Annotated in this window: 26 protein-coding genes; 17 read left to right on the forward strand and 9 right to left on the reverse strand. The window is 72.3% G+C overall.

The features are described from left to right. Positions 1 to 44: 44 nt before the first annotated feature. Positions 45 to 650 (reverse strand): NTP transferase domain-containing protein, encoded by a 606-nt coding sequence (locus ACIPWY_RS01205; RefSeq protein WP_401532006.1) that lies wholly within the window; start codon positions 648 to 650, stop codon positions 45 to 47. A gap of 222 nt (positions 651 to 872) precedes the next feature. Between ACIPWY_RS01205 and ACIPWY_RS01210 the strand changes: the two genes are divergently transcribed. Further along, positions 873 to 1187 carry a DUF5955 family protein gene (locus ACIPWY_RS01210; RefSeq protein ID WP_393700022.1) on the forward strand — a complete coding sequence of 105 codons (315 nt, stop codon included), beginning with the start codon at positions 873 to 875 and terminating at the stop codon, positions 1185 to 1187. A 77-nt stretch (positions 1188 to 1264) separates the two neighbouring features. Here ACIPWY_RS01210 and ACIPWY_RS01215 read toward each other — a convergent pair whose 3' ends face one another. Continuing rightward, positions 1265 to 2761, reverse strand: coding sequence for a PLP-dependent aminotransferase family protein (locus tag ACIPWY_RS01215; RefSeq protein ID WP_383897245.1), 1497 nt, complete (start codon positions 2759 to 2761; stop codon positions 1265 to 1267). Positions 2762 to 3001: 240 nt separating this feature from the next. On the opposite strand from ACIPWY_RS01215, the gene ACIPWY_RS01220 reads away from it, so the two are divergent. Next, positions 3002 to 3535, forward strand: a complete 534-nt coding sequence (locus tag ACIPWY_RS01220; RefSeq protein WP_362898859.1) for a universal stress protein — start codon at positions 3002 to 3004, stop codon at positions 3533 to 3535. An 8-nt stretch (positions 3536 to 3543) separates the two neighbouring features. On the opposite strand, the gene ACIPWY_RS01225 is transcribed toward ACIPWY_RS01220, so the two are convergent. Further along, entirely contained in the window at positions 3544 to 4170 is a 627-nt protein-coding gene (locus ACIPWY_RS01225) for a response regulator transcription factor (protein WP_362898858.1), read from the reverse strand. Next, a complete protein-coding gene (locus tag ACIPWY_RS01230; protein ID WP_393700019.1) occupies positions 4167 to 5342 on the reverse strand; it encodes a sensor histidine kinase in 1176 nt (391 codons plus the stop codon). Before ACIPWY_RS01230 ends, ACIPWY_RS01225 begins: the two co-directional genes overlap by 4 nt. 135 nt (positions 5343 to 5477) lie before the next feature. Here ACIPWY_RS01230 and ACIPWY_RS01235 point away from each other — a divergent pair, with 135 nt between their 5' ends. After that, the gene (locus ACIPWY_RS01235; RefSeq protein ID WP_393700017.1) at positions 5478 to 6554 is read left to right on the forward strand and encodes an ABC transporter permease; all 1077 of its coding nucleotides are present in this window, start codon (positions 5478 to 5480) and stop codon (positions 6552 to 6554) included. Beyond that, positions 6551 to 7309: an ABC transporter ATP-binding protein gene (locus ACIPWY_RS01240; protein ID WP_393700015.1), complete on the forward strand. Its 759-nt coding sequence runs from the start codon at positions 6551 to 6553 to the stop codon at positions 7307 to 7309. The genes ACIPWY_RS01235 and ACIPWY_RS01240 overlap by 4 nt, the downstream gene beginning before the upstream one ends. On the opposite strand, the gene ACIPWY_RS01245 is transcribed toward ACIPWY_RS01240, so the two are convergent. Then, positions 7252 to 8052: an IclR family transcriptional regulator gene (locus ACIPWY_RS01245; protein ID WP_362898851.1), complete on the reverse strand. Its 801-nt coding sequence runs from the start codon at positions 8050 to 8052 to the stop codon at positions 7252 to 7254. The two genes, ACIPWY_RS01240 and ACIPWY_RS01245, sit on opposite strands and share 58 nt — an antisense overlap. A 303-nt stretch (positions 8053 to 8355) precedes the next feature. Between ACIPWY_RS01245 and allB the strand changes: the two genes are divergently transcribed. Continuing rightward, positions 8356 to 9696, forward strand: a complete 1341-nt coding sequence (gene allB, locus ACIPWY_RS01250) for an allantoinase AllB (protein WP_362898849.1) — start codon at positions 8356 to 8358, stop codon at positions 9694 to 9696. 5 nt (positions 9697 to 9701) lie between these two features. Then, positions 9702 to 10817, forward strand: a complete 1116-nt coding sequence (alc, locus tag ACIPWY_RS01255) for an allantoicase (protein WP_401532007.1) — start codon at positions 9702 to 9704, stop codon at positions 10815 to 10817. A gap of 133 nt (positions 10818 to 10950) precedes the next feature. Here alc and ACIPWY_RS01260 read toward each other — a convergent pair whose 3' ends face one another. Then, positions 10951 to 11682 (reverse strand): SDR family oxidoreductase, encoded by a 732-nt coding sequence (locus tag ACIPWY_RS01260; protein ID WP_401532008.1) that lies wholly within the window; start codon positions 11680 to 11682, stop codon positions 10951 to 10953. 234 nt (positions 11683 to 11916) lie between these two features. Between ACIPWY_RS01260 and ACIPWY_RS01265 the strand changes: the two genes are divergently transcribed. Further along, entirely contained in the window at positions 11917 to 12819 is a 903-nt protein-coding gene (locus ACIPWY_RS01265) for a DMT family transporter (protein ID WP_362899266.1), read from the forward strand. 131 nt (positions 12820 to 12950) lie between these two features. Then, entirely contained in the window at positions 12951 to 13358 is a 408-nt protein-coding gene (locus ACIPWY_RS01270) for a ribonuclease domain-containing protein (protein WP_100591458.1), read from the forward strand. 23 nt (positions 13359 to 13381) lie between these two features. Here the strand turns inward: ACIPWY_RS01270 and ACIPWY_RS01275 are convergent, their stop codons facing one another. Next, a complete protein-coding gene (locus tag ACIPWY_RS01275; protein ID WP_362898843.1) occupies positions 13382 to 13582 on the reverse strand; it encodes a hypothetical protein in 201 nt (66 codons plus the stop codon). A gap of 179 nt (positions 13583 to 13761) precedes the next feature. Between ACIPWY_RS01275 and ACIPWY_RS01280 the strand changes: the two genes are divergently transcribed. From ACIPWY_RS01280 to ACIPWY_RS01295, 4 genes are all read left to right on the forward strand, one after another. Next, positions 13762 to 15027 carry a histidine kinase gene (locus tag ACIPWY_RS01280; RefSeq protein ID WP_401532009.1) on the forward strand — a complete coding sequence of 422 codons (1266 nt, stop codon included), beginning with the start codon at positions 13762 to 13764 and terminating at the stop codon, positions 15025 to 15027. A 164-nt stretch (positions 15028 to 15191) separates the two neighbouring features. Continuing rightward, entirely contained in the window at positions 15192 to 15857 is a 666-nt protein-coding gene (locus tag ACIPWY_RS01285) for a response regulator (protein ID WP_401532010.1), read from the forward strand. An 84-nt stretch (positions 15858 to 15941) separates the two neighbouring features. Further along, positions 15942 to 17189 (forward strand): ROK family protein, encoded by a 1248-nt coding sequence (locus tag ACIPWY_RS01290; RefSeq protein ID WP_401532011.1) that lies wholly within the window; start codon positions 15942 to 15944, stop codon positions 17187 to 17189. 109 nt (positions 17190 to 17298) lie between these two features. Further along, positions 17299 to 17745, forward strand: a complete 447-nt coding sequence (locus ACIPWY_RS01295) for a PaaI family thioesterase (protein ID WP_401532012.1) — start codon at positions 17299 to 17301, stop codon at positions 17743 to 17745. A 45-nt stretch (positions 17746 to 17790) separates the two neighbouring features. Here ACIPWY_RS01295 and ACIPWY_RS01300 read toward each other — a convergent pair whose 3' ends face one another. Then, on the reverse strand, positions 17791 to 18795 hold the full coding sequence (locus ACIPWY_RS01300) for a Gfo/Idh/MocA family oxidoreductase (RefSeq protein ID WP_362898834.1): 1005 nt from the start codon (positions 18793 to 18795) through the stop codon (positions 17791 to 17793). A 127-nt stretch (positions 18796 to 18922) separates the two neighbouring features. On the opposite strand from ACIPWY_RS01300, the gene ACIPWY_RS01305 reads away from it, so the two are divergent. From ACIPWY_RS01305 to ACIPWY_RS01325, 5 genes are all read left to right on the forward strand, one after another. Beyond that, on the forward strand, positions 18923 to 19660 hold the full coding sequence (locus tag ACIPWY_RS01305) for a GntR family transcriptional regulator (RefSeq protein WP_362899264.1): 738 nt from the start codon (positions 18923 to 18925) through the stop codon (positions 19658 to 19660). Between the two features lie 92 nt (positions 19661 to 19752). Beyond that, the gene (locus ACIPWY_RS01310) at positions 19753 to 20742 is read left to right on the forward strand and encodes a sugar ABC transporter substrate-binding protein (protein ID WP_393700007.1); all 990 of its coding nucleotides are present in this window, start codon (positions 19753 to 19755) and stop codon (positions 20740 to 20742) included. 209 nt (positions 20743 to 20951) lie between these two features. Continuing rightward, positions 20952 to 21956 (forward strand): sugar ABC transporter substrate-binding protein, encoded by a 1005-nt coding sequence (locus tag ACIPWY_RS01315; protein ID WP_362898831.1) that lies wholly within the window; start codon positions 20952 to 20954, stop codon positions 21954 to 21956. Next, complete coding sequence (locus ACIPWY_RS01320) at positions 21953 to 23002, forward strand: ABC transporter permease (protein ID WP_362898829.1); 1050 nt, start codon at positions 21953 to 21955, stop codon at positions 23000 to 23002. Before ACIPWY_RS01315 ends, ACIPWY_RS01320 begins: the two co-directional genes overlap by 4 nt. Beyond that, positions 22999 to 23799 (forward strand): ATP-binding cassette domain-containing protein, encoded by an 801-nt coding sequence (locus ACIPWY_RS01325; RefSeq protein WP_362898827.1) that lies wholly within the window; start codon positions 22999 to 23001, stop codon positions 23797 to 23799. Before ACIPWY_RS01320 ends, ACIPWY_RS01325 begins: the two co-directional genes overlap by 4 nt. A gap of 15 nt (positions 23800 to 23814) precedes the next feature. Here ACIPWY_RS01325 and ACIPWY_RS01330 read toward each other — a convergent pair whose 3' ends face one another. Then, positions 23815 to 24159: a hypothetical protein gene (locus ACIPWY_RS01330; RefSeq protein ID WP_362898825.1), complete on the reverse strand. Its 345-nt coding sequence runs from the start codon at positions 24157 to 24159 to the stop codon at positions 23815 to 23817. Positions 24160 to 24165 lie beyond the last annotated feature (6 nt).

Consider the following 24165-nt stretch of genomic DNA (forward strand, 5'->3'; position numbering starts at 1 on the left):
GTGGCGCTCAGTGCCAGGCTCCTCACGCCCCGTTCATGCCTCTCTCACTCAAGGTGCTTCAGGTCGGCCTCGGTGTCGATGTCGTAGTCATCGGCCACATCGCCGCACTCCACGAGCGTGAGCTTCGAAGCGTGCTCCTTCAGGTACGCGCGTGCCCCGCGGTCCCCGGCCGCACTCGCCACGATCCCCGGCCAGTGGTCCGCCCCGAACAGGACCGGATGCCCGCGCTCCCCGTCGTACGAGGCCGCCGCGAGCGACCCGGGGGACCGGTACGCGGCCCGCACCCGGGCCACCGCCGGAGCCCCGATCCCCGGTTGGTCCACAAGGAGTACGAGCGCGGCCGACGCCCCCGTCCCGGCGAGCGAACCGAGCCCCGCCCGCAGCGAAGAACCCATGCCCTCCTCCCACGCCGGGTTCTCCACGAGCACGCATCCCGCGAGGTCCGCCCGCGCCCGTACGTCGTCGGCTGCCGCGCCCAGCACGATGTGGACGCGCTCGCAGCCTCCCGCCCGCAGCACCGCCACCGCGTGCTCCACCAGGGGGCGGCCGCGGTGGGTCAGGAGGGCCTTCGGGCGGCCACCGAGCCTGCGCCCGCCGCCCGCCGCGAGCAGCAGCCCCGTCACCGGAGCCTCATCCGTTACGTGTGTCATGAAGCCTGGATACCTCACGGGGTGCCCCGCGCGCCGACCGCCGGGGACACTCGTGAGGCCGGAATTCGGCCGGCGTGGTGGCGGGCGCGGCAGGAAGTGGCGTTTACTGGCCGGCGACCCGATGCGGCGCGTGCGACCGGCGCCCACCGGGGTCGTGGAAGGCGTACCACGTGCGAACGCGCACGTGTGCGGTCGCACAAAGGCGTGCGAGGGGGGAGAGCTGTGTTGCGGAGCGTGGGGCAGAAACTGGTGGCGGGCACCGAAGAGGATCCGCGGGTGACGGAGTTGCGCACCGCGGTGTCCAGGCTGCGCCGTGAACTGGCCGCCCATCCGGTCGAGTTCCCCGACCGGGCCGTCGCCGAGGACGAACTGGCCGCCCTGGACGCGATGGCCGCCGGCGGCCTCCCCGAGGTCCCGCGCCTGCGCCGCTCGCTGCTGCTGATCGCGGGCGCGATCGGCTCGGTCAGCGCCCTGGCGAAGGGCCTCGGGGACGTGCGGAACGCGGTGGAACTGTTCGGCGGGCCGCCACTGAGCTGATCGGGGACGGAAGTTGACTGCCCAGACACGGAAGTTGACTGTCCGTGGCCGGGAGTTGACCGTCCGTCATGCCGGTGTCACGCCACCCAGTGCGGCCGTCCCGGCTCCTCGCCCGTCGTGCCGAGGCCGTCCGCGAGGGTCTGCGCCAGGCGGCGCACCGCCTCCCTGGCGACCTCGGGCGGCTGGGTGTACGGGAAGCGCAGCCGGTGCTCGTGCGTCCCCGGGTCCGCGCCGAAGCGGGAGCCGCCCTCCACGCGCACCCCGTGCCGCAGCGCGGCCCGGGCGAGCGCCGAGGCGATCGGGCGGCCCAGATCGATCCAGAGCGACAGACCGCCGGGCGGCAACTGCCAGCGCCACTCCGGCAGTTCACGTGCCAGATCCTCGGCGAGAGCGTCCCGCTGGGCCCGCATCCGCGGCAGGCGCTCGCTCAGGACCTCGTCCATCCGCTCCAGCAGCCGCAGTGCGACGAGCTGGTCGAGCACGGAACCCGCCATGTCGACCGGCACCCGCGCCGTCGCCAGTTCCGTGATGAGCCGTGACCCGGCCCTGACCCAGCCGATGCGCAGCCCGCCCCAGTGCGTCTTGCTCAGCGAGCCGACCGTGACGACCTGTTCGCCCGCCCCGTGCGGAGCGAGCGAGGCGAACGGCGCGGGAGTCGGCACGTCCAGCGCGATGTCGGCGACGGTCTCGTCCACGACCAGCCAGGTCCCGGTCGCCCGCGCCGCTTCGAGGAGCCGCACCCGCTGCTCACGCGGCATCAGACGCCCGGTCGGGTTGTGGAAGTCCGGGATCAGATAGGCGAGCCGCGGCGCGGTCTGCCGCAGCGCCGACTCGAACAGGTCCGTGTCCCAGCCGCCGTCCGTGACCGGCACCGGCGTGGCCCGCATCCCGCCCCTGTTCAGCGCGTCCAGGGCGTTCGGGTACGACGGGTTCTCGACCAGGACACGGTCGCCCGCACGGGCGAGGAGCCCCAGGGTGAGCGACACCGCCTGCTGGGCGCCCGCGGTGATGAGGATCTGCTCGGGCAGCGTCGGCAGGCCGCGCCGCGTGAACCGCTCGGCGACCGCGGCCCGCAGCTCGGGAAGCCCGTACGGGTGGTAGCCGGGCGTCGACGCGTGCCGGGCCAGCATCGTGCCCGCGGCGGCGAGCGCGTCGGCGAGCTCCCCCTCGGGCGCGGCGGGGGCCGCGATGGCGAGGTCGATCACGTCGTCGTCGCCCGTGGGGAAGGCGGCCACGCTGGCGGGCCGCTGTCCCTCGGGCAGCTCGGTCCAGGTTCCCGCGCCGCGCCTGCTGTGCGCGTACCCGCCCTCGCGCAGCAGGTCGTAGGCGGCGGTGACCGTGGCGCGGCTGACACCGAGCGCCGTGGCCAGCTCGCGCTCGGCGGGCAGCCGGGTGTGCAGCGGGATGCGCCCGTCGAGCAGCAGGGTGCGTACGCCCTGGGCCAGGGCGCGGTAGCCGGGACGGTCCCCGGCGGTCCCCGCCAGGAGGCCGGCGAGGCGCCGACTGCCGAGGGATCTGTTCATGCTGCCCGTGCCCGGGGTGTTCAAGGCGTGGACCACTCGCTTGCCTGCCATGCCAACTCTCCGTTATTGGCCCTGCTGTCCAGGCCAATCAGCGTACAGACTCGACAGAGGTCAGGGATTTTGGCCTGGAGAGCGGCTGAGGAGGCATGCCATGGAGGGGTACGGGGCGGGCTGTGTCACGGACCGTTTCGAACGGGAGATGCAGCGCCGTGCGGAAGCGCGCACCACGCGGCCGGCGGGCGCCTGGGTCCGCGCACTGGTGAACGGGAAGCGGCGCAAGGGGAGGAAGCCGTGAGCGCCGTCGCGGCCCGACGGCCTGGGGGCGTGGCCGGGCAGGTCGTCGTCGGGGTGAGCGACTCGCTCGGCGGGCTCGCGGCGCTGCGGGCGGCCGCCGAGCAGGCGCGCCGCTCGGGCCGGGTCCTCGTCGCCGTCCTCGCGTGGGAGCCGCCCGAGGGTGAGGTCCTCTACGCCCGCCGCCCCGACCCGCAGTGGGCCCGGCACTGGCACGGTGCGGCCCACGCCCGCCTCGATCGCGCGTTCGCCGAGGCGCTCGGCGGACCGCCCCAGGACGTGGACCTGGTGCGCCGCGTGGTCAGGGCCAGGCCCGGCCGGGCGCTGTGCGAGGCGGTGGCGGGCCCGGACGACCTGCTCGTCATCGGCGTCCGTCCACGCCGGATGCGGCGCGGACGGATCCACCGGTACGTCGTCGCGCACGCCGGCTGCCCGGTCCTCACCGTGCCCGCGCCGCCCCTGGCCCGGCACGAGCTGCGCGCGCTGCGGCGGGCGACCGCCGGTGACTTCGCGGCGGTGGGTCCGGCCGGCTGAACGGCGGGTCAGCGGCGCATCAGCCCGCGTGCCGTGGCCGCCGCGACCGCCGCCGTGCGCGAATCGACGCCCAACTTGGCGTAGATGTGCACCAGATGGGACTTCACCGTCGCCTGGCTGAGGAATAGCTCCTTGCTGATCCGCTGGTTCGACAGGCCGTCCCTGACGAGCTGGAGCACCTCCAGCTCGCGGCGGCTGAGTGCCTCGGCCGGGGCCCGCATGCGGTCCATCAGGCGGTGCGCGATGGCGGGCGCGAGCGCGGACTGGCCGGAGGCGGCCGTACGGACCGCCGCCGCGAGTTCCTCCGGCGGCGCGTCCTTGAGCAGATAGCCGGACGCGCCCGCCTCCACCGCGGCCAGGATGTCCGCGTCCGTGTCGTACGTGGTCAGGACGAGGACGCGCGGCGCACCGGGCCCGGCCGCGATGGCCGCGGTCGCTTCCGAGCCGTGCATCCCGGCGCCGAACTGGAGGTCCATGAGGACGACGTCGACCCCGCCGCCCGCGGCGAGCTCCACGGCCCGCTCGGCCGTGGCGGCCTCGGCGACGATCTCGAAGTCGGGTTCGGCGTCGAGGACCGCGCGGAGCCCGGCGCGTACGACGGGGTGGTCGTCGGCGAGCAGGAGCCGGACGGTCATGACGCGCCTTCCACGGGGAGGGGGAGAGTGATCGCGACCGCCGTGCCCTGGCCCGGCGCCGACTCCACCGTGAACGTGCCCCCGAGGGACTCGGCGCGTGAGCGCATCGCGGGCAGGCCGAACCCGCCGTCGCCGGACGGGGCCGACGCGGGGTCGAAGCCACGGCCGTCGTCCACGACGTCGAGGGCCACGGCCGTGTCCATGAAGCTGAGGGTGATCTCGGCGCGGCGCGCCTGCGCGTGCCGCACGGTGTTCGCGAGCGCCGACTGCGCGATCCGCAGCAGCGCGACCTCGTACGGCGTCGGCAGCCCGGACGGGGTGCCGCTCTCCGTGAAGCGGGCGGAGAGGCCGGGAGCCGTCGCGCACAGCCGCTCCAGGGCCCCCGCGAGCGACCCGCTCTCCAGGTCCGGCGGCGACAGGGCTCGCACGAAGCGGCGGGCCTCCGCCAGATTGTCCTGCGCGGCCGCGCGCGCCTGTTCGATGTGCGGGGCGGCCGGCGACTGCGGCGGCAGCGTGCGCTGGGCCGCGCGCAGCAGGAGCTGGATCGAGGACAGGCCCTGCGCCAGGGTGTCGTGGATCTCGCGGGCCAGACGCTCACGCTCGGCGAGGGTGCCCGCCGTGCGTTCCGCGGCGGCGAGTTCGGCGCGCGTCGTGATCAGCTCCTCGATCAGCCGCCGTCTGCGCTCGCTCTCGCGGTACAGCGTCTGGTAGCCCATGACGGTCGCGACGGCCACGGCCGCGCCGAGGAGCGGCCCTATGAAGGCCCCCGGGTTGAGCGGCTGCCCATGGCGTACGTACGAGGCGATGGCGGCGCCCGCGGTGAGCACCACGGCGGGCACGCCCCAGCGGGCGGGCAGCAGATGCAGCTGGAGGAAGTACAGCGGGAACGCCAGCCACAGGCCGTCGGGGGAGAGCGCGAGGAGCACCAGCCACACCGCGCACAGCGCCGCCAGCCACAGCGCCGCCCCGGCCCGCGTGTCCCGTACGGCAGGGATCAGCGAGCCCGCGCCGTACACGACGGCCATCACGACCGCGGCGGCCACCACGGCGCCGGCCCCCGTCGAGTCGCCGGCCAGCGCCCGGGCGGCGACCAGCACGAGCAGCCCGGCCATCAGCAGATGCAGGCACAGGCGCAGAACGCGCAGAACGGGGGTCAGAGAACGTGGATCCATACCGTCACCAGCGTAGGCAGAGGAGCCCGGCCCGCGGTCAACCGAAAGGTTGAAAGGCGGCTCCTTCCTTCGATTCGGGTGAAGCGTGCTGTGGCGCGATGCCCGGGGCGGGCGCCCGGCCGCAGGCTGGGGACCATGTTCGTCGCATGGAGAGATCTACGGTTCGCCAGAGGGCGCTTCGCGCTGATGGGCAGCGTGGTCGTGCTGATCACGCTGCTCGTCGGCCTGCTGTCCGGCCTGACCGCCGGCCTGGCCCGGGACAACACCTCGGCACTGACCGGGCTGGCCGCCGACCGCCTCGCCTTCGCCCGGCCCCCGTCCGGCCAGTCGGTGTCGTTCACCGGGTCGACGGTCGGGGACGGGCAGTGGCGGGCGCTCGCCGCGCGGCCGGGGATCGAGAGCGCGCAGCCGCTCGGCATCAGCACCGTCAACGCCGAGGTGGGCCGTCACACGGCGGCCGTGTCCGCGTTCGGTGTGAAGCCCCGGTCGGGGCTCGCGCCCGACACGACGGCGCCCGGCACGGCCGTCCTGTCGCAGCAGGCCGCGGACGATCTGGGCGCACGGCCCGGGGACCGTATCGCCCTGTCCGGCACGTCCCTCACGGTGAGCGCGGTCTCGGGCGACGCCTCGTACAGCCACACCCCCGTCGTCTGGATCGACCTCGGCGACTGGCAGCACGTGGCGCCGGGCGGGCAGGGCGCCGGGGAGCGGGCCACCGTGATCGCCCTGCGCACCGGGGAGGGCGCCGACCTCGGCGCCGCGGACCGTGCGGCGGGCACCGAGACGCGGACCGTCGAGGGGGCGCTTGAGGCCATAGGGTCCTACCAGGCCGAGAACGGCTCGCTCCAGCTGATGCGGGGCTTCCTCTTCGTCATCTCGGCGATGGTCATCGGCGCGTTCTTCACCGTGTGGACGATCCAGCGCAGCGGCGACATCGCCGTCCTCAAGGCCCTCGGCTCCTCGACGCCCTATCTGCTCAAGGACGCGCTCGGCCAGGCCGTGGTCATGCTCGTCGGCGGTACGGCCCTCGGTACGGCGCTCGCGGCGCTCATCGGCGCGTTCGTGCCCGACAGCGTGCCGTTCGTCATGGAGCCCCTCACCACGCTCGGCCCGGCCGCCGTCATGACCGTCCTCGGCGCGGCCGGCGCCGCTCTGTCCATCCGGCGCATCACCGCCGTCGATCCCCTCACCGCACTCGGGAGCGCCCGATGAGCCTCGACCTCGACGAGATCACCCTCACCTACCCGGACGGCGACGGCCGCATCACGGCGCTCGACGGCGTCACACTGCACGTCCCGGCCGGCACGGTCACCGCGGTCGTCGGTCCGTCCGGGTCGGGCAAGTCCAGCCTCCTCGCGGTCGCGGCGACGCTGGTCACGCCCGACAGCGGCACCGTGACGGTGGGCGGTACGCGGACGGACTCGATCGGCCCCGCCGAACGCGCCGGGCTGCGCCGCCGCTGCCTGGGCATCGTCTTCCAGCAGCCCAACCTGCTGCCGTCCCTGACCGCCCTCGAACAGCTCCAGGTGATGGGCCACCTGGACGGCCGCAGGCCGCGCGAAGTGCGGGAGCGGGCAGGGGAGTTGCTGGCCGCGGTCGGGCTCACGGACCAGGCGCGCCGCCGCCCCCACCAGCTGTCCGGCGGTCAGCGCCAGCGCGTCAACATCGCCCGCGCCCTGATGAACGAGCCGTCTGTCCTGCTCGTGGACGAGCCGACGAGCGCCCTCGATCACGAGCGCGGCGCGGCCGTACTGGATCTGCTCGCCGGGCTCACCAGGGAGCGCGGCACCGCGACGGTCCTGGTCACGCACGACCGGGCGCATCTCGCGGTGGCGGACGAGGTGTGCGAAATGGTGGACGGGCGGCTCACGAAAGCCGGCCCGTCCGGTGACGCGGCGGGTCGTGCCCGCTACGCGCCGACGCCGGAGCTCGACAGTGCCACCGACAGCTCCTCGGCGACCTGCTGAAGCACCGGCACGATCTTCTCGGTCGCCACGTCGGTGACGCGTCCCGCCGGGCCCGAGATCGAGATCGCGGCGGCCGTGGGGGAGTTGGGCACGGAGACGGCGAGGCAGCGCACGCCGATCTCCTGCTCGTTGTCGTCGACCGCGTACCCGGCGCTGCGCACCTCGGCGAGCGCGTCGAGGAAGCCGTCGGGCGTCGTGATCGTCTTCTCCGTGGCGGCCGGCATCCCGGTCCGTGCGAGCAGCGCGCGGACCTCGTCGGCCGGGGTGTAGGCCAGCAGGGCCTTGCCCACGCCGGTCGAGTGCGGCAGCACGCGCCGGCCCACCTCGGTGAACATCCGCATCGAGTGCTTGGACGGCACCTGGGCGACGTACACGATCTCGTCCCCGTCGAGCAGTGCCATGTTCGCCGTCTCGCCGGTCACCTCTACGAGGCGGGCCAGATAGGGCCGGGCCCAGGTGCCGAGGAGGCGGGAGGCGGACTCGCCGAGGCGGATCAGGCGGGGGCCGAGCGAGTAGCGCCTGTTGGCCTGCTGGCGCACGTAGCCGCAGGCGACCAGGGTGCGCATCAGACGGTGGATCGTCGGCAGGGGAAGGCCGCTGCTCGCGGAGAGCTCGCTGAGACCCACCTCGCCCCCGGCGTCGGCCATCCGCTCGAGGAGGTCGAAGGCGCGCTCGAGGGACTGGACTCCGCCGGTCGGGGCGGAAGGGCCAGAGGAGGTGGTGCTGGCGCTTGACGTCGGCACGGGCGCGTTCCTTTCGGGGCGGAAGGGCAAGCCAGCAGCCTACCCGGCGGTCACCGTGGGGGGTGTGGCACGGCCCGGGTTGTTCCGGCCGGTCAGGGGCCTTTGTCCGGGTGTCGCCGGGCCATACCTGTGCTCCCTTGACGGTGTCGTCGTAGATAGCTACGTTCTGGCTTACGGAATTCTAATTCCACTTTGTGGAAACGTCCAGGACGGCGTCGTCCCGTACGAGGCGGGTCTTGACGGACCCTGGACTGGAGTGAAAACTCCTTCAACAGAACGTTGAATTTACTGAGAGGGGCTCGGGTGTCCGACGTCGAACTGGTGCTGCGCTCGACCCGCGTCATCACCCCCGAAGGCACGCGGCCCGCGTCGGTCGCCGTCGTCGGGGGAAAGATCGCCGCCGTCCTTCCGCACGACGCGGACGTACCGGCCGGCGCCCGGCTGGAGGACTTCGGTGACGATGTCCTCATGCCCGGGCTCGTGGACACCCATGTCCATGTGAACGACCCGGGGCGCACGGAGTGGGAGGGCTTCTGGACGGCCACCCGCGCCGCGGCGGCCGGCGGCATCACCACGATCGTCGACATGCCGCTCAACTCGCTGCCGCCGACGACGACGGTGGCCAACCTGCGCACCAAGCAGGACGTAGCCGCCGCCAAGGCGCACATCGACGTCGGCTTCTGGGGCGGCGCGCTGCCCGACAACGTCAAGGACCTGCGCCCGCTGCACGACGCCGGCGTCTTCGGCTTCAAGTGCTTCCTCTCGCCGTCCGGCGTGGACGAGTTCCCGCACCTGAACGGGGACCAGCTCACCGCCTCCATGGCCGAGATCGCCGGGTTCGGCGGCCTGCTCATCGTGCACGCCGAGGACCCGCACGAGCTGGACGTCGCCCCGCACAACAGCGGTCCGAAGTACGACGACTACCTCGCGACCCGGCCGCGCGTCTCCGAGGACGTCGCGATCAAGGGGCTCATCGACACCGCCAAGCGCATCGGTGCCCGCGTCCACATCCTGCACCTGTCCTCCTCCGACGCGCTGCCGCTGATCGCCGAGGCCAAGGCCGAGGGCGTCAAGGTCACCGTCGAGACGTGCCCGCACTACCTCACGCTCACCGCGGAGGAAGTCCCGGACGGCGCCAGCGAGTTCAAGTGCTGCCCGCCCATCCGCGAGGCCGCCAACCAGGACCTGCTGTGGCAGGCGCTCGCCGACGGCACCATCGACTGCGTCGTCACCGACCACTCGCCGTCGACCGCCGACCTGAAGACCGACGACTTCGCCACCGCCTGGGGCGGCATCTCGGGTCTCCAGCTGAGCCTCTCCGCCATCTGGACCGCGGCCCGCGAGCGCGGCCACTCCCTCGACGACGTGGTCCGCTGGATGTCCTCGCGCACCTCGGAGCTGGTCGGCCTCGACGACCGCAAGGGCGCCATCGCGGCCGGCCGTGACGCCGACTTCGCGGTCCTCGCCCCCGAGGAGACGTTCACCGTCGACCCGGCCGAGCTGCAGCACCGCAACCGCGTCACCGCCTACGCGGGCAAGACGCTGCACGGCGTCGTGAAGTCGACCTGGCTGCGCGGTGAACGCATCGTCGCCGAGGGCGAGTTCACCGCCCCCGCAGGCAAGCTCCTCGAAAGGAACAACTGATCACAGTGACGGCGATTCCCAGCTTCACCGGCGACGCGAACCCCTACGGCGGCGGCGACCCCTACGCCGACTACCGCACCGCCGACTTCCCGTTCACGCAGTACGCCGACCTCGCCGCGCGGCAGCTCGGCGCCGGTGTCATCGCCGCCAACGACGAGTTCTTCGCCCAGCGCGAGAACCTCCTCGTACCCGAGCGCGCCGAGTTCGACCCCGAGCACTTCGGCCACAAGGGCAAGATCATGGACGGCTGGGAGACCCGCCGTCGCCGCGGCACCGGCGCGGACCACCCGTGGCCGACCGCCGAGGACCACGACTGGGCGCTCGTCCGGCTCGGCGCCCCCGGCGTGATCCGCGGCATCATCGTCGACACCGCCCACTTCCGCGGCAACTACCCGCAGGCCGTCTCCGTCGAGGCCGCGTCCGTCGAAGGCGCGCCCACCCCGCAGGAGTTGCTCTCGGGCGACGTCAAGTGGACGACGCTCGTACCGCGCACGGCGGTCGGCGGCCACGCGGCCAACGGGTTCGCCGTCGACGTGGAGCAGCGCTTCACGCACCTGCGCGTCAACCAGCACCCCGACGGCGGCATCGCCCGCCTGCGGGTCCACGGCGAGGTCGTGCCCGACCCCAAGTGGCTCGCCACGCTCGGCACGTTCGACGTCGTAGCCCTGGAGAACGGCGGCCGCGCCGAGGACGCCTCCAACCTGTTCTACTCGCCCGCGAGCAACACCATCCAGCCGGGCCGCTCCCGGAAGATGGACGACGGCTGGGAGACCCGCCGCCGCCGTGACCAGGGCAACGACTGGATCAGCTACGGCCTGGCCGCCCAGTCGCAGATCCGGGCCCTGGAGATCGACACCGCCTACCTCAAGGGCAACTCCGCGGGCTGGGCGTCGGTCTCCGTGCGCGACGGCGAGGAAGGCGAGTGGGTGGAGGTCCTGCCCCGCACCCGCCTCCAGCCCGACACCAACCACCGCATCGTCCTCGACACCCCGGCGGTCGGTACCCACGCGCGCGTGGACATCTATCCGGACGGAGGCATCTCCCGCCTGCGCCTGTTCGGCTCGCTGACCGACGAGGGCACGGCGCGCCTGACGGCCCGTCATCAGGAGCTCGGCGGCTGACGCCGCCCCTCCCGCAGACCCGCGCGGGGACGTACCGGCCCGACAGCACCGGTACGTCCTCGCGCGCATCACGTCACGCGAAGGCGAACGGCCGGGACGCGGCTCAGCAGCCGGCGCCGCCGCGCGCATCGCGTCACGCCGCGTGCCCGCCGTCCACGGCGAACTCGGCGCCCGTGACGTACGTGGCCTCGGGGCCCGCGAGATAGGCGACCATCGACGCCACCTCGTCGGCCGTGCCGAACCGGTCCAGCGCGACGGATGCGGTCTGGCCCGAGGCGTACGGTCCGTCCGCCGGGTTCATGTCCGTGTCGATCGGGCCCGGGTGGACGATGTTCGCCGTGATACCCCGGCCGCCCAACTCGCGCGCGAGCGCCTTCGTCAGGCCGATCAGGGCCGCCTTGGTCGTCGTGTACACCGTCCCGCCGGGACCCGGTACGCGCTTGGCCATGCACGTGCCGACGGTGACGATCCTGCCGCCGTCGGACAGCCGCGCCGCGGCCGCCTGCGACGCCAGCAGGACACCGCGCACGTTCACCGCCAGCGCGTGGTCGATGTCGGCGAGGGAGAAGCCTTCCAGTGGTCCGAGCACCCCCACGCCGACGTTGTTCACCAGCACGTCGAGCCTGCCGAACGTGTCCGCCGCGTGATCCACCGCCCCGGCCGCCTCCTGGGCGTCCGCCGAGTCGGCGCGCAGCGCGAGGCCTCGCCGGCCCAGCGCCTCGATGCGGCGCACGACCTCCTCGGCCGCCTCTTTGCCGTTCACGTAAGTGACCGCCACATCCGCACCCTCACGGGCCAGTCGCAGCGCAGTCGCTGCGCCGATCCCCCGGCTGCCACCGGTGACGAGTGCCGCCTTGCCGTTCATGGATCCTCCTGAAGCCATCCGTTGTTATGACTTCAAGTAAATGGACGGGCGGCCCTCGACGCTGGCGGCAAACGGACACCGATGCCCCCGCACGCGGCGGTCGGCGGCCGGGCGGTCCGGCGGGCGGAAAGCGGTGGCCCGGACGATCTTGCCGCGGGTAGCGTGAGCCGCCCCCGTGCGAGCCGCCGCCGTCGCCGCACCCGCCGCACCCCGTACGCCGCCGGAGACCGCACCTTGGCCACGTTCACCGTCACCGCGCCCCGCCGCGCCTGGCTCACCGACCTGCCCGTGCTCCTCGTGGCCGTCGTGTGGGGAGCCAGCTATCTCGCGGCCAAGGGCATCACCACACAGACGACGGTCCTCGCCGTCCTCGTGCTCCGGTTCGGCGCGGTCCTGCCGGCGCTCGCCGTGGCCGGCTGGGGCGCGCTGCGCGGGCTGAGCGTCGCGCAGTGGCGCGGGGCGGGACTCCTCGGCCTGATCCTCAGCGGGATCTTCCTCCTGGAGACCTACGGCGTCGTCCACACCTCCGCGACCAACGCGGGCCTCATCATCAGCCTCACCATGATCTTCACGCCGCTCGCCGAGGCCGCGGTGACGCGGACCCGGCCGTCCCGCACCTTCCTCGCGGCGGCCGCCGTCTCCGTCGCGGGCGTCGTCCTGCTCACCCAGAGCGGCGGCTTCACGGCGCCGTCCGCAGGCGACCTCCTGATGCTGCTCGCGGCCCTCGCCCGCACCCTCCACGTCCTCGCCATGGCCCGGATGAAGTCCGTGCGGGGCGCGGACGCGCTGCCCCTGACGACGGTCCAACTGGGCGCGTCCGTCGTCGTGTTCGCGCTCTTGTGCGCTGTGCCGGGGACCGGCGCCGCGCCCTGGGAGGCGGCCGCGGACTTCGGCCCGCGCGAATGGGCCGGGCTCGTCTTCCTGTCCGTCTTCTGTACTCTCTTCGCCTTCTTCGTGCAGATGTGGGCGGTCCACAGGACATCACCGTCCAGGGTGAGCCTGCTCCTCGGCACCGAGCCGCTGTGGGCCGCGGCGGCCGGGATCGTCATCGGCGGCGAACGCCTGGGACTACTGGGCCTGTTGGGGGCCGCGTTCGTGCTGGCGGGGACGGCGTGGGGGCGTCGTGCCACCGCCTGAGCCGCACCTCGAACGGGCCCTGAACGCGCCCCGGACACGCCTGAAGCGGAGCCTCTGATTGGTTAACTTCCGGAAAACTTCCCCGACTTGACGTTGACACGTCATGCTCTACGCGCGTCACACTAGGGGCCATGCGAATCCCCCCACGAATCGCCAGTGTCACTGCCCTCGCCGCCGCCCTGCTCATCGGTGGCCCCGTCCTCGCCGGCTCGGCCACCGCGGCCCCGGCCCCCGTCACGTACTCCGTGACCGCCGTCGGCGACATCTGCTACTCGGCGCTGCCCTCCCAGGCCCACGACACGCTCGACCTGATCGAGCAGGGCGGCCCCTACCCGTACGACCAGGACGGCACCGTCTTCCAGAACCGGGAAGGCGTCCTGCCCTCGCAGTCCACCGGCTACTACCACGAGTACACGGTCATCACCCCCGGCTCCCCGACCCGCGGCGCCCGCCGCATCGTCACCGGTGAGCAGTCCCAGGAGGACTACTACACCGGCGACCACTACGCGACGTTCGACCTCGTCGACCACGGCTGCTGAACCACCCGCGGTGACCGGCGCCGTCAGCTCCTGAGGCTCTCCGACGCGGCGAACAGGGCGAACGCGAGCACGATCAGCGCGATGCTCCCGTACACCTCGTAGCCGTCGAGGAAGCCGAGATGCTGGATGACGCCCCAGCTCAGCCACCCGGTGAACTCGTGCAGCAGGCCGACCGCGCCCTGAATGAGCGCGATCGCGCCGATGAACTCCAGAACCTTCTTCATGGTGACAACCTCGCCCCGCGGACCTCCCACGCACATCGGCCGCGGGGCGAGGCACGTCCCGCCACAAGACGCGACTTCCGGCGAGGCGCACCTACCGAAGTACCGGCCGCCGCGACTTTCGTCCACGGTCCGCTCCACGAGCCGGTGCCGGGCGCCCCGGGTGCGTAGATTTGTCGACCATGGAGGTTCAGGAGCGGACAGGGACGACCCCACCGGGGGAGCGGTACCGGTGGCGGCGCAGGATGCTGCCCTCGGCTGTCGCCGACGAGCTCGACCTGGACCCGGACGGCCGCCCCGGCCGCAGGCGCCGCAGCCTGCGCGACTGGGTCGTCGACTTCACCTGCTTCCTCGCCGCCGTGGGCATCGGCCTGCTCGGCGCCCACTCCGTCGCGAACGACCCCAACACCTCCGACGGCCTCGCCGCACTCGACCAGTGGCTCGGCGCGCTCGCCTGCGCCGCCGTGTGGCTGCGCAGGAGATGGCCCCTGGGCCTGGCCATCGCGCTGGCGGCCGTCAGCATGGTGTCGAACACCGCGGGCGGCGCCACCATGGTCGCCATATTCACCCTCGCCGTGCACCGCCCCTTCCGGTACGTCGCCTGGGTCGCCGGAGCCTCCTGCGCGCTGATCCCGCTCTTCTTCTGGGTCCGGCCGGACCCGGACTCGCCGTACGTCCTCTCCGTCGCCTTCACGATCATCTTCACCGTCACCGTCGTCGGCTGGGGCATGTTCGTACGCTCCCGGCGCCAGCTCCTGCTGTCGCTGCGCGACCGGGCGCGGCGCGCCGAGACCGAGGCCGCGCTGCGGGCCGAGCAGGCGCAGCGCCTGGCCCGCGAGGCCATCGCCCGCGAGATGCACGACGTGCTCGCCCACCGGCTCACCCTGCTCAGCGTGCACGCGGGCGCCCTGGAGTTCCGGCCCGACGCACCCCGGCAGGAGGTCGAACGGGCGGCCGGCGTCATCCGCGAGAGCGCCCACGAGGCGCTCCAGGACCTGCGCGAGATCATCGGCGTCCTGCGGGCCGACGACCACGGTGAGGAGTCGGGGCGGCCCCAGCCGACACTGGCCGCGCTCGACACCCTCGTCGACGAGTCCCGCGAGGCGGGCATGAAGATCGTCCTCGACCACCAGGTCAGCGACCCGGACACCGTCCCCGCGTCCGTCGGCCGCACCGCCTACCGCATCGTCCAGGAGGGCCTGACCAACGCCCGCAAGCACGCCCCCGGCGCCGAGGTCGAGGTCCGCGTCTGCGGCGCGCCGGGCGACGGCGTCACCGTCTCGGTCCGCAACCCGCCGCCCCCCGGCGAGGTCCCGCACGTGCCCGGCTCGGGCCAGGGCCTGATCGGCCTCACGGAACGCGCCACCCTGGCCGGCGGCAGCCTCGGCCACGGCGCCGCGGACGACGGCGGCTTCGCGATCGAGGCGTGGCTGCCGTGGCCCGGGTGACCCCCGCCCGCGGCCGGCACGCGTGGACCAGGTGATCACCGCCCGCGGCCGGCACCCGTGGACCAGGTGATCACCGCCTCGCTACGGTGGCCCTCGCAGACCATGGCGACGGTGACGGTGACGGCTGCGGTGCAACGGCGCGAAGACGGGACTGGGTGAATTCGGTGGAACCGATCAGGGTGCTCCTCGTCGACGACGACCCGCTGGTGCGCGCGGGCCTCTCCTTCATGCTCGGGGGCGCGCCCGACATCGAGATCGTCGGCCAGGCGGGCGACGGCTCGGAGGTCCCCGCCCTTGTCACCGAGGCCCGGCCCGACGTCGTCCTCATGGACATCCGCATGCCGGACGTGGACGGCCTCGCCGCGACCGAGGCGCTGCGGGCGCGGCCCGACGCACCCGAGGTCATCGTCCTCACCACGTTCCACGCCGACGAACAGGTACTGCGGGCGCTGCGCGCCGGAGCCGCGGGGTTCGTCCTCAAGGACACCGTGCCCGCCGAGATCGTCGAGGCGGTCCGCCGGGTCGCGGCCGGAGCGCCCGTCCTGTCGCCGACCGTGACCCGGCAGCTCATCACGCGGGCCACCGGGCCCGACCCGCAACACGACCGCAGGGCACGCGCGCGTGAACGGCTCGCCGAACTGGCCGACCGCGAGCGGGAGGTGGCTGTCGCCGTGGGCCGCGGCGCGGCCAACGCGGAGATCGCCGCCGAGCTCTACATGAGCGTCGCCACCGTCAAGGCACACGTCTCCCGCATCCTCGCGAAGCTCGGCCTGAACAACCGCGTCCAGATCGCCCTCCTGACCCACGACGCGGGACTCCTGGACGACTGACCCCCGCGGCACGGGTAAATTCACACCGTGATCCGGGCGCGGAAACGCGGCGCTCCGGGTCCGCCGTACGGGGGAGGACTGACGATGGCCGGACCACGCCGGCGCACGGTGCGTGACCTCAGACGCAACAACCGCGCCACGGTGCTGCGCAAGCTCTACTTCGACGGGCCGCTCAGCCGACAGGAGTTGGGTCCCCTCACCGCACTGAGCTCGGGGTCGATCAGCAACGTCGTCTCCGAACTCGTCGCCGACGGCCTCCTGGAGGAGGCCGGATCGGTCGACTCCGACGGCGGCAGGCCCCGCACGCTCCTGCGCGTCGCCCCGCACTGCGGCCACCTCGCCGGCGTCGACATCGGCGAGACACGCGTACGCGTGGAGCTCTTCGACCTCACCCTGAACGAACTCGCGCGCGTGGACACCCCGTTGCCCGAAGGGCACCATGACGCACGGGACGTCGTACGGATCGTCGCGGCCGGCGTCGCGCAGGTGCTCGCCGAGGCGAAGACCGCCCCCGACGCGCTCATCGGCGTCGGCATCGGCGTGCCCGGAATCGTCGACGCCTCCGGCGCGGGCGGCGCCGTCGGGGCCCTCGTGCACGGCCAGGCGATCGGCTGGGACGCCGTCCCCCTCGAAGCGATGCTCTGCGACCGCGGTGAACTCCCGCCCGGACTGCCCCTGTTCGTCGACAACGGCGCCAGGACCCTGGGCCTCGCCGAGATGTGGTTCGGCGCGGGCCGCGGCGCCCGCAACGCCGTTGTCACCCTCATCGGCTCCGGCGTCGGCGCCTGCGTCATCGCCGAGGGCGTCCCCTACCAAGGCTCGTCCGGCAGCGCGGGGGAGTGGGGCCACACCACGCTCCAGGTCGGCGGACGCCGCTGCCGGTGCGGGGCGCGCGGCTGTCTGGAGGCGTACGTGGGCGCCGAGGCGCTGCTCGAACGGTGGCGGGAGGGCGGCGGCAGCCGGACCTCGGCCGACGAGGAGGGGGCGCTCGCCGAACTCCTCGCCGACCCCGATGCCGGTGAACTCCTCGATGAGACAGCCGAGTTCCTCGGTGCGGGCATCGCCGACCTGGTCAATCTCTTCAACCCCGAGCGCATCGTCGTCGGCGGCTGGGCCGGACTGCTCCTCGGCCCCCGCCTCCTCGAACCGGTCCGGCGGGCGGCCGCCTCGTACGCCCTGCACCACCCGTACGCGCAGGCCACCATCGAACTCGGGCGCCTCGGCCCCGACGCGGTGACGGTCGGCGCGGCGACCCTGCCGCTCGCGCGTTTCCTGGCCGGGGGCGGCGCGGCGATCAGGTCAGGGGAACCGGTCGTGAGCGGCGCGAGTTAGATCCGAACGCCCACCCCCGCGCGCGACATCACCGGCCCGCCGTGCCTGCCGCATCCGACGCATCCGCCCGCCGTATCCGCCGTACCCACCGACCTGTCCGGAGGTCCCCATGACCGCGCCCCACGAAAGCGACCGCCCCCAGGAGCTGGACCTCGCCCTGGCCGCGAAGCTCCTGGACGCCCAGCCGTTCAGCCGTCTGGTGGGCGCCCGGCTCACCGCGTTCGGTGACGGCGCGGCCACCATCGAGGTCGACGTCAGACCGGAGCTGCACCAGCAGAACGGGTTCCTGCACGGCGGGGTCCTCTCCTACGCCGCCGACAACGCGCTGACGTTCGCCGGCGGCGCGGTCCTCGGCCCGGCGGTGCTCACCGGCGGCTTCTCCATCCAGTACGTCCGCCCCGCGACCGGCCGCACCCTGATCGCCCGCGCCCAGGTCGTGCACGGCGGCCGGCGCCAGGCCGTGGTCCGCTGCGACCTGTCGACCGTGGACGAGGAGGGCACGGAGAAGCTGTGCGCGGTCGCCCAGGGCACGATCCTGCCGGTCGCCCGGGGCTGAGCCGACGGCGTTCACCCTGAGTCCGGCTCACCGAAGGCCGGCGGATCAACCCCCGGCGATCTCCTCCATCCGTACCAACCGCCGTTCCCGGCGCGACAGTTCGCAGGCCTCCGCGATCCGCAGCGCGTGCAGTGCCTCGCGGCCGTCGCACGGGTTCTCGCGTTCGCCGCGCACCACGTCGACGAACGCGACGAGCTCCGCCTCGTACGCGGGGGCGAAGCGTTCCAGGAAGCCGGGCCAGGGCTTGGTCGCGGCCGACGGGCCCTTGGGCTCGGTGGAGGCGAAGGGCGTGCGGTCGTCGAGGCCGACGACGACCGTGTCCAGCTCGCCGGAGAGTTCCATGCGTACGTCGTAGCCCGCACCGTTGCAGCGCGTCGCCGTCGCCGTGACCAGCGTGCCGTCGTCCAGTGTGAGGACGGCGGCCGCCGTGTCGACGTCCCCGGCCTCGCGGAACATCGCCGGCCCGGCGTCGGAACCGGTCGCGTACACCTCCGTCACCTCGCGGCCGGTCACCCAGCGCAGGATGTCGAAGTCATGGACCAGGCAGTCCCGGTAGAGGCCGCCGGAGAGCGGCAGATACGCGGCCGGCGGCGGCGCGGGGTCGCTCGTCATGGCCCGTACGGTGTGCAGCCGGCCGAGCCGGCCCGAGCGCACCGCCTCGCGCGCCGCCGTGTACCCCGCGTCGAAGCGGCGCTGGAAGCCCAGCTGGAGCACCGTCCCGGCCCGCTCCACCTCGCCGAGCGCGGCCAGGGTGCCCGGCAGGTCGAGGGCGATGGGCTTCTCGCAGAACACCGGGAGCCCGGCCCGCGCCGCCCGCCCGATCAGCTCGCCGTGCGCGGACGTCGCCGCGGTGATGACCACCGCGTCCACGCCCCAGGAGAAGATCTCGTCGACCGTGGGCGCCGCGGTCGCGCCGATCCGGTCCGCGAGCGCCACGGCCCGCTCCGGGTCGGCGTCCGTGACGACGAGCGAGCCGACCTCGCGGTACCGCTCCAGAACTGCTGCGTGAAAGGTGCCGATACGGCCCGTCCCGATAAGTCCGATGCGCATGCAGTCAAGGTGCCGTCCGGGGAACCCCCTGTCAACGGTTTGTCCTGACAACCGAACTTCACGACTTCCCGTCAACATTCCTTGCGACTACGCTCGGCCCGTGGCCAAACCAGTAGTCGACCCGACGGTGTCGCTCCAGCTCAGCGTGGACCGCAGCAGTCCGGTTCCGCTTTATTTCCAGCTCTCCCAGCAGCTGGAGGCGGCGATCGAGCGCGGCTCCCTGACCCCCGGAAGTCTCCTCGGCAACGAGATCGAGCTCGCGGGCCGGCTCGGCCTTTCGCGGCCCACCGTGCGCCAGGCCATCCAGTCCCTCGTCGACAAGGGCCTCCTCGTCCGCCGCCGGGGCGTCGGCACCCAGGTCGTCCACAGTCAGGTCAAACGCCCCCTGGAACTGAGCAGCCTCTACGACGACCTGGAGGCGGCGGGCCAGAAGCCCGAGACGCGCGTTCTGGCCAACACGCTCGTGCCGGCGTCCCCCGGGGTCGCGGCCGCGCTCGGGGTGGGGGAGGGGGACGAGGTGCACCGCGTCGAGCGGCTGCGGCTGACCCACGGCGACCCGGTCGCGTACCTCTGCAACCACCTGCCCACCGGGCTGCTCCCGCTCGACACGGAGCGGCTGGAGGCGACCGGGCTCTACCGGCTGATGCGCGCCGCGGGGATAACCCTGCACAGCGCCCGCCAGTCCGTCGGCGCCCGCGCCGCCACGGACGAGGAGGGCGAGCGGCTGGCCGAGCCCGCGGGCGCCCCGCTCCTGACGATGGAGCGCGCCACGTTCGACGACACCGGCAGACCCGTTGAGTTCGGGTCGCACACGTACCGGGCGTCCCGCTACTCCTTCGAGTTCCAGCTCCTCGTACGGCCGTAAGAATGTTATGACAAAGTCATTGACGGTGCCGGGTATCCGCCGCTAGAACTCCTCCAGCCGCACAGGGGCGGCCAGGAGAGAGGTGGCACACCATGCGCACAGCCCGCACGGCAGCAACCCTCATTGCGGTCGTCGCACTCGCGGCCGGATGCAGCAGCTCCGGAGGCAAGACCTCCGAGGACAAGGCCGACGGCTCCGGGGGCGGCACATCAGCCGGCACACCCCGCCTGAAGATCGCGATGGTCACCCACTCCGGCGAGGGCGACACCTTCTGGGACATCGTCCAGAGCGGGGCCGAGCAGGCCGCGGCCAAGGACAACGTCCAGTTCCTCTACTCGAACGACAAAGAGGCCAAGGGGCAGGCCGAGCTGGTCCAGGCCGCGATCGACAAGAAGGTCGACGGGATCGTCGTCACCCTCGCCAAGCCCGAAGCCATGAAGGCCGTTCTCGCCAAGGCGAAGGACGCCGGGATCCCGGTCGTCACGATCAACTCCGGCGGCGAGTTCTCGCAAGGGTTCGGCGCGCTGACCCATATCGGGCAGGACGAGTCCGTGGCCGGCGAGGCCGTCGGCAGCGAACTCGACAGGCGCGGCAGGAAGAAGGCGCTCTGCGTCATCCACGAACAGGGCAACGTCTCCCTGGAGCAGCGCTGCGCCGGTGTGAGGAAGACGTTCAAGGGCACCGTCGAGAACCTCAACGTCGAGGGCACCAACGCCCCGGCGTCCCAGTCGTCCATCGAGGCCAAGCTCCAGGCGGCCAAGGACATCGACGCGGTCGTCGCACTCGGCGCCCCCACCGCGGCCGTCGCCGTCAAGGCCAAGCAGGACGCGGGCAGCGAGGCGGAGGTCGACACCTTCGACCTGAACGCGGCCGTGGTCAAGAGCCTCAAGGCCAAGGACGTCGGCTTCGCCGTGGACCAGCAGCCCTACCTCCAGGGCTATCTCGCCGTCGACGAACTGTGGCTCTACAAGACGAACGCCAACGTCATCGGCGGCGGAAAGTCCGTCCTGACAGGCCCCGCGATCGTGACCGAGAAGGACGTCCCGAAGCTCGAGAAGTACACCGCGCGCGGTACCCGGTGAACGGATGCGTGCGCCCGGTACCTGCTGTGTCCGCCCGGGGGGCAACCCCCGGACCCCCGGCCGGAAGCCCGGCGCGTCCCCCGGGACCTGCACGGCGGCGGAGAGATGCGGTCGGGGATACTGAGGCGTCCGGGGCTAGAGAAGTGCCCCCCGGGTCCGGTCCGCCGGCCCCGGTGTATCAGGCAGCACGGCAAGAAGGGCACGGCCTCGTGGCACGGTTTCGGAGCTGGGTGAGCATCGCCCTCGCAGGGGTGGTCGGTCTCTCCCTCGCGGGGTGCAGCAGCACCGGCGGCAAGCGGGCGGAGGACGCCAGGAAGGCGGCCTCGGCCCAGGGCAAGGCCGCGGTGAACACCCCGCGCTGGACCGTCGCGATGGTGACCCATTCAGGAGATGGCGACACCTTCTGGGACATCGTCCAGGAAGGTGCCAAGCAGGCCGCGGTCAAGGACAACATCAAGTTCCTGTACTCGCACAGCGACGAGGCGCAGCAGCAGGCCCAGCTCGTCGACGCGGCCGTGGACAAGAAGGTCGACGGCCTGATCGTCACGCTCGCGAAGCCCGACGCCATGAAGGCGGCCGTCGCCCGCGCCCAGAAGGCCGGCATCCCCGTGATCACCGTGAACTCGGGCTCCGAGGAGTCCAAGAAGTTCGGCGCGCTCACGCACATCGGCCAGGACGAGACCATCGCGGGCCGGGCCGTCGGCGAGGAGCTGAACAAGCGCGGCCGCAAGAAGGCCCTGTGCGTCCTGCACGAGCAGGGCAACGTCGGCCACGAGCAGCGCTGCGCCGGTGCCAAGGAGACCTTCAAGGGCCAGATGCAGAACCTGTACGTCGAGGGCACCAACATGCCCGACGTCCAGTCCTCCATCGGCGCCAAGCTCCAGGCCGACAAGTCCATCGACTCCGTCGTCACGCTCGGTGCGCCCTTCGCCGCCACGGCCGTGAAGGCCAAGCAGGACGCGGGCAGCAAGGCCGAGATCGACACCTTCGACCTCAACGAGAAGGTCGCCGCCGGCCTGAAGGACGGCACGCTCGGCTTCGCCGTCGACCAGCAGCCCTACCTCCAGGGCTACGAGGCCGTGGACCTGCTCTGGCTCTACCGCTACAACGCGGACGTCCTCGGCGGCGGCAAGCCGGTCCTCACCGGACCGCAGATCATCACCAAGGACCAGGCCGCCAAGCTCGAGGAGTACACGAAGCGGGGGACCCGATGAGCGCCGCCGCACCAGGGACCCCGCCGCTGACGGACGAGCGGCTCCTGAAGACATCGCCGCTGCGCAAGCTCATGGGCCGGCCCGAACTGGGCTCGGTCGTCGGCGCCGTCGCCGTCTTCGTCTTCTTCGCGATCTTCGCGGACAGCTTCCTGCGGGCCTCCAGCCTCGCCACGGTCCTGTACGCGTCGTCGACGATCGGCATCATGGCCGTACCCGTGGCCCTGCTGATGATCGGCGGCGAGTTCGACCTCTCCGCCGGCGTCATGGTCACCACGTCCGCGCTCGTCTCGTCGATGTTCAGCTACCAGATGACGGCGAACGTCTGGGTCGGCGTGGTCGTCTCGCTCCTGGTCACGCTCGCCATCGGCGTGTTCAACGGCGTCATGCTGACCCGCACCGACCCACCGAGCTTCATCATCACGCTCGGCACCTTCCTGATGCTGACCGGCATGAACCTCGGCTTCACCAAGCTGATCAGCGGCACCGTCTCCACCAAGTCGATCTCCGACATGGAGGGCTTCTCCTCCGCCAAGGACGTCTTCGCCTCCACGCTCACCATCGGAGGCGTCGACTTCAAGATCACGATCCTGTGGTGGCTCGCCCTGATCGTCGTCGCCACCTGGATCCTGCTGCGCACCCGCGTCGGCAACTGGATCTACGCGGTCGGCGGCGGCGAGGACGCGGCCCGCGCCGTCGGCGTCCCGGTCAACAAGACCAAGATCGGCCTGTACATGGGCGTCGCCTTCGGCGCCTGGATCTCGGGGCAGCACCTGCTGTTCTCGTTCGACGTCGTGCAGTCCGGCGAGGGCGTCGGCAACGAGCTGATCTACATCATCGCGGCCGTCATCGGCGGCTGCCTGATCACCGGCGGCTACGGTTCCGCGGTCGGTGCGGCCATCGGCGCCCTGATCTTCGGCATGACGAGCAAGGGCATCGTGTTCGCCGAGTGGAACCCGGACTGGTTCAAGTTCTTCCTCGGGGCGATGCTGCTCCTCGCGACCCTGCTCAACGCGTGGGTCCGCAAGCGCGCGGAGGCGACGAAATGACCGAGACCGCGGAGCGCACGGCGCTCGTCGAGCTCGACGGCGTCAGTAAGCACTACGGCAACATCCGTGCCCTGGAGGATGTCTCCCTGGTCGTGCACGCGGGCGAGATCTCCTGCGTCCTCGGCGACAACGGCGCGGGCAAGTCGACCCTCATCAAGATCATCGCGGGTCTGCACAAGCACGACTCCGGGACCTTCCGCATCGAGGGCGAGGAGGCGCGGCTCGCCAACCCGCGCGAGTCCCTCGACCGCGGTATCGCCACGGTCTACCAGGACCTCGCCGTGGTCCCGCTGATGCCGGTCTGGCGCAACTTCTTCCTCGGCTCCGAGCCGACGAAGGGCTCCGGCCCCTTCAAGCGCATGGACGTCGACCTGATGCGCAGGACGACCCACGCGGAGCTGCTCCGCATGGGCATCGACCTGCGTGACGTCGACCAGCCCATCGGCACCCTCTCCGGCGGTGAGCGCCAGTGCGTGGCGATCGCCCGCGCCGTCCACTTCGGCGCCAAGGTCCTCGTACTCGACGAGCCGACCGCGGCCCTCGGCGTCAAGCAGTCGGGCGTCGTACTCAAGTACGTCGCCGCCGCGCGGGACGCGGGCCTGGGCGTGGTTCTGATCACGCACAACCCGCACCACGCGTACCTCGTCGGCAACCGCTTCGTCCTCCTGAAGAGGGGCGCGATGTCCGGCAGCTACGCCCGCGACGAGATCACACTGGACGAACTGACGCGTCAGATGGCAGGCGGCAGCGAGCTGGACGACCTGCGCCATGAGCTGGAGGGCCGGGACGCGCCCTAGGTTCTGTCTCTCCGATCACGATCGGAGAGACAGAATTGCCGACGGCGTGAAGTCTGCGCAGTTCTTACGTGCAGTTATCAGAGCGAAGGAGAGGAATTCTCCGCCGTCTGTGGTGAGCATGTCGATGACGGGCTGGTTCGCGCTCCGGCCGTCGGGCGTGTGCTCGGCTGCTGCCCGGGCCCACAACAGCCAGTCCCGCCAGGCGTCTTGCGGCAACCACGCGGAGGTGACCTCCACGAGCTCGGTGATCGCCCACTGAAAGCGCCACCACTCCGCCGTGTGCCAGGCGATCGCCTCCCAGCCGACCACCTTGTTGATATGAGGTGGGATGGCTCCGAGCTCACGGACCTCCCGTGTCATGGCGGG

This window comes from Streptomyces sp. NPDC090032 (assembly GCF_044748025.1).
Lineage (GTDB): Bacteria > Actinomycetota > Actinomycetes > Streptomycetales > Streptomycetaceae > Streptomyces.

Excerpts from the sequence above, each read along its gene's own strand:
- ACIPWY_RS01330 (WP_362898825.1), bottom strand. The coding sequence starts at position 24,159 with ATGACACGGGAGGTCCGTGAGCTCGGAGCCATCCCACCTCATATCAAC.
- ACIPWY_RS01320 (WP_362898829.1), top strand. The coding sequence starts at position 21,953 with ATGAGCGCCGCCGCACCAGGGACCCCGCCGCTGACGGACGAGCGGCTC.
- ACIPWY_RS01260 (WP_401532008.1), bottom strand. The coding sequence starts at position 11,682 with ATGAACGGCAAGGCGGCACTCGTCACCGGTGGCAGCCGGGGGATCGGC.
- ACIPWY_RS01230 (WP_393700019.1), bottom strand. The coding sequence starts at position 5,342 with ATGGATCCACGTTCTCTGACCCCCGTTCTGCGCGTTCTGCGCCTGTGC.
- ACIPWY_RS01205 (WP_401532006.1), bottom strand. The coding sequence starts at position 650 with ATGACACACGTAACGGATGAGGCTCCGGTGACGGGGCTGCTGCTCGCG.
- ACIPWY_RS01225 (WP_362898858.1), bottom strand. The coding sequence starts at position 4,170 with ATGACCGTCCGGCTCCTGCTCGCCGACGACCACCCCGTCGTACGCGCC.
- ACIPWY_RS01280 (WP_401532009.1), top strand. The coding sequence starts at position 13,762 with ATGGAGGTTCAGGAGCGGACAGGGACGACCCCACCGGGGGAGCGGTAC.
- ACIPWY_RS01300 (WP_362898834.1), bottom strand. The coding sequence starts at position 18,795 with ATGCGCATCGGACTTATCGGGACGGGCCGTATCGGCACCTTTCACGCA.
- ACIPWY_RS01295 (WP_401532012.1), top strand. The coding sequence starts at position 17,299 with ATGACCGCGCCCCACGAAAGCGACCGCCCCCAGGAGCTGGACCTCGCC.
- ACIPWY_RS01270 (WP_100591458.1), top strand. The coding sequence starts at position 12,951 with ATGCGAATCCCCCCACGAATCGCCAGTGTCACTGCCCTCGCCGCCGCC.
- ACIPWY_RS01240 (WP_393700015.1), top strand. The coding sequence starts at position 6,551 with ATGAGCCTCGACCTCGACGAGATCACCCTCACCTACCCGGACGGCGAC.
- ACIPWY_RS01235 (WP_393700017.1), top strand. The coding sequence starts at position 5,478 with ATGTTCGTCGCATGGAGAGATCTACGGTTCGCCAGAGGGCGCTTCGCG.
- ACIPWY_RS01275 (WP_362898843.1), bottom strand. The coding sequence starts at position 13,582 with ATGAAGAAGGTTCTGGAGTTCATCGGCGCGATCGCGCTCATTCAGGGC.
- ACIPWY_RS01290 (WP_401532011.1), top strand. The coding sequence starts at position 15,942 with ATGGCCGGACCACGCCGGCGCACGGTGCGTGACCTCAGACGCAACAAC.
- ACIPWY_RS01215 (WP_383897245.1), bottom strand. The coding sequence starts at position 2,761 with ATGGCAGGCAAGCGAGTGGTCCACGCCTTGAACACCCCGGGCACGGGC.
- ACIPWY_RS01310 (WP_393700007.1), top strand. The coding sequence starts at position 19,753 with ATGCGCACAGCCCGCACGGCAGCAACCCTCATTGCGGTCGTCGCACTC.
- ACIPWY_RS01325 (WP_362898827.1), top strand. The coding sequence starts at position 22,999 with ATGACCGAGACCGCGGAGCGCACGGCGCTCGTCGAGCTCGACGGCGTC.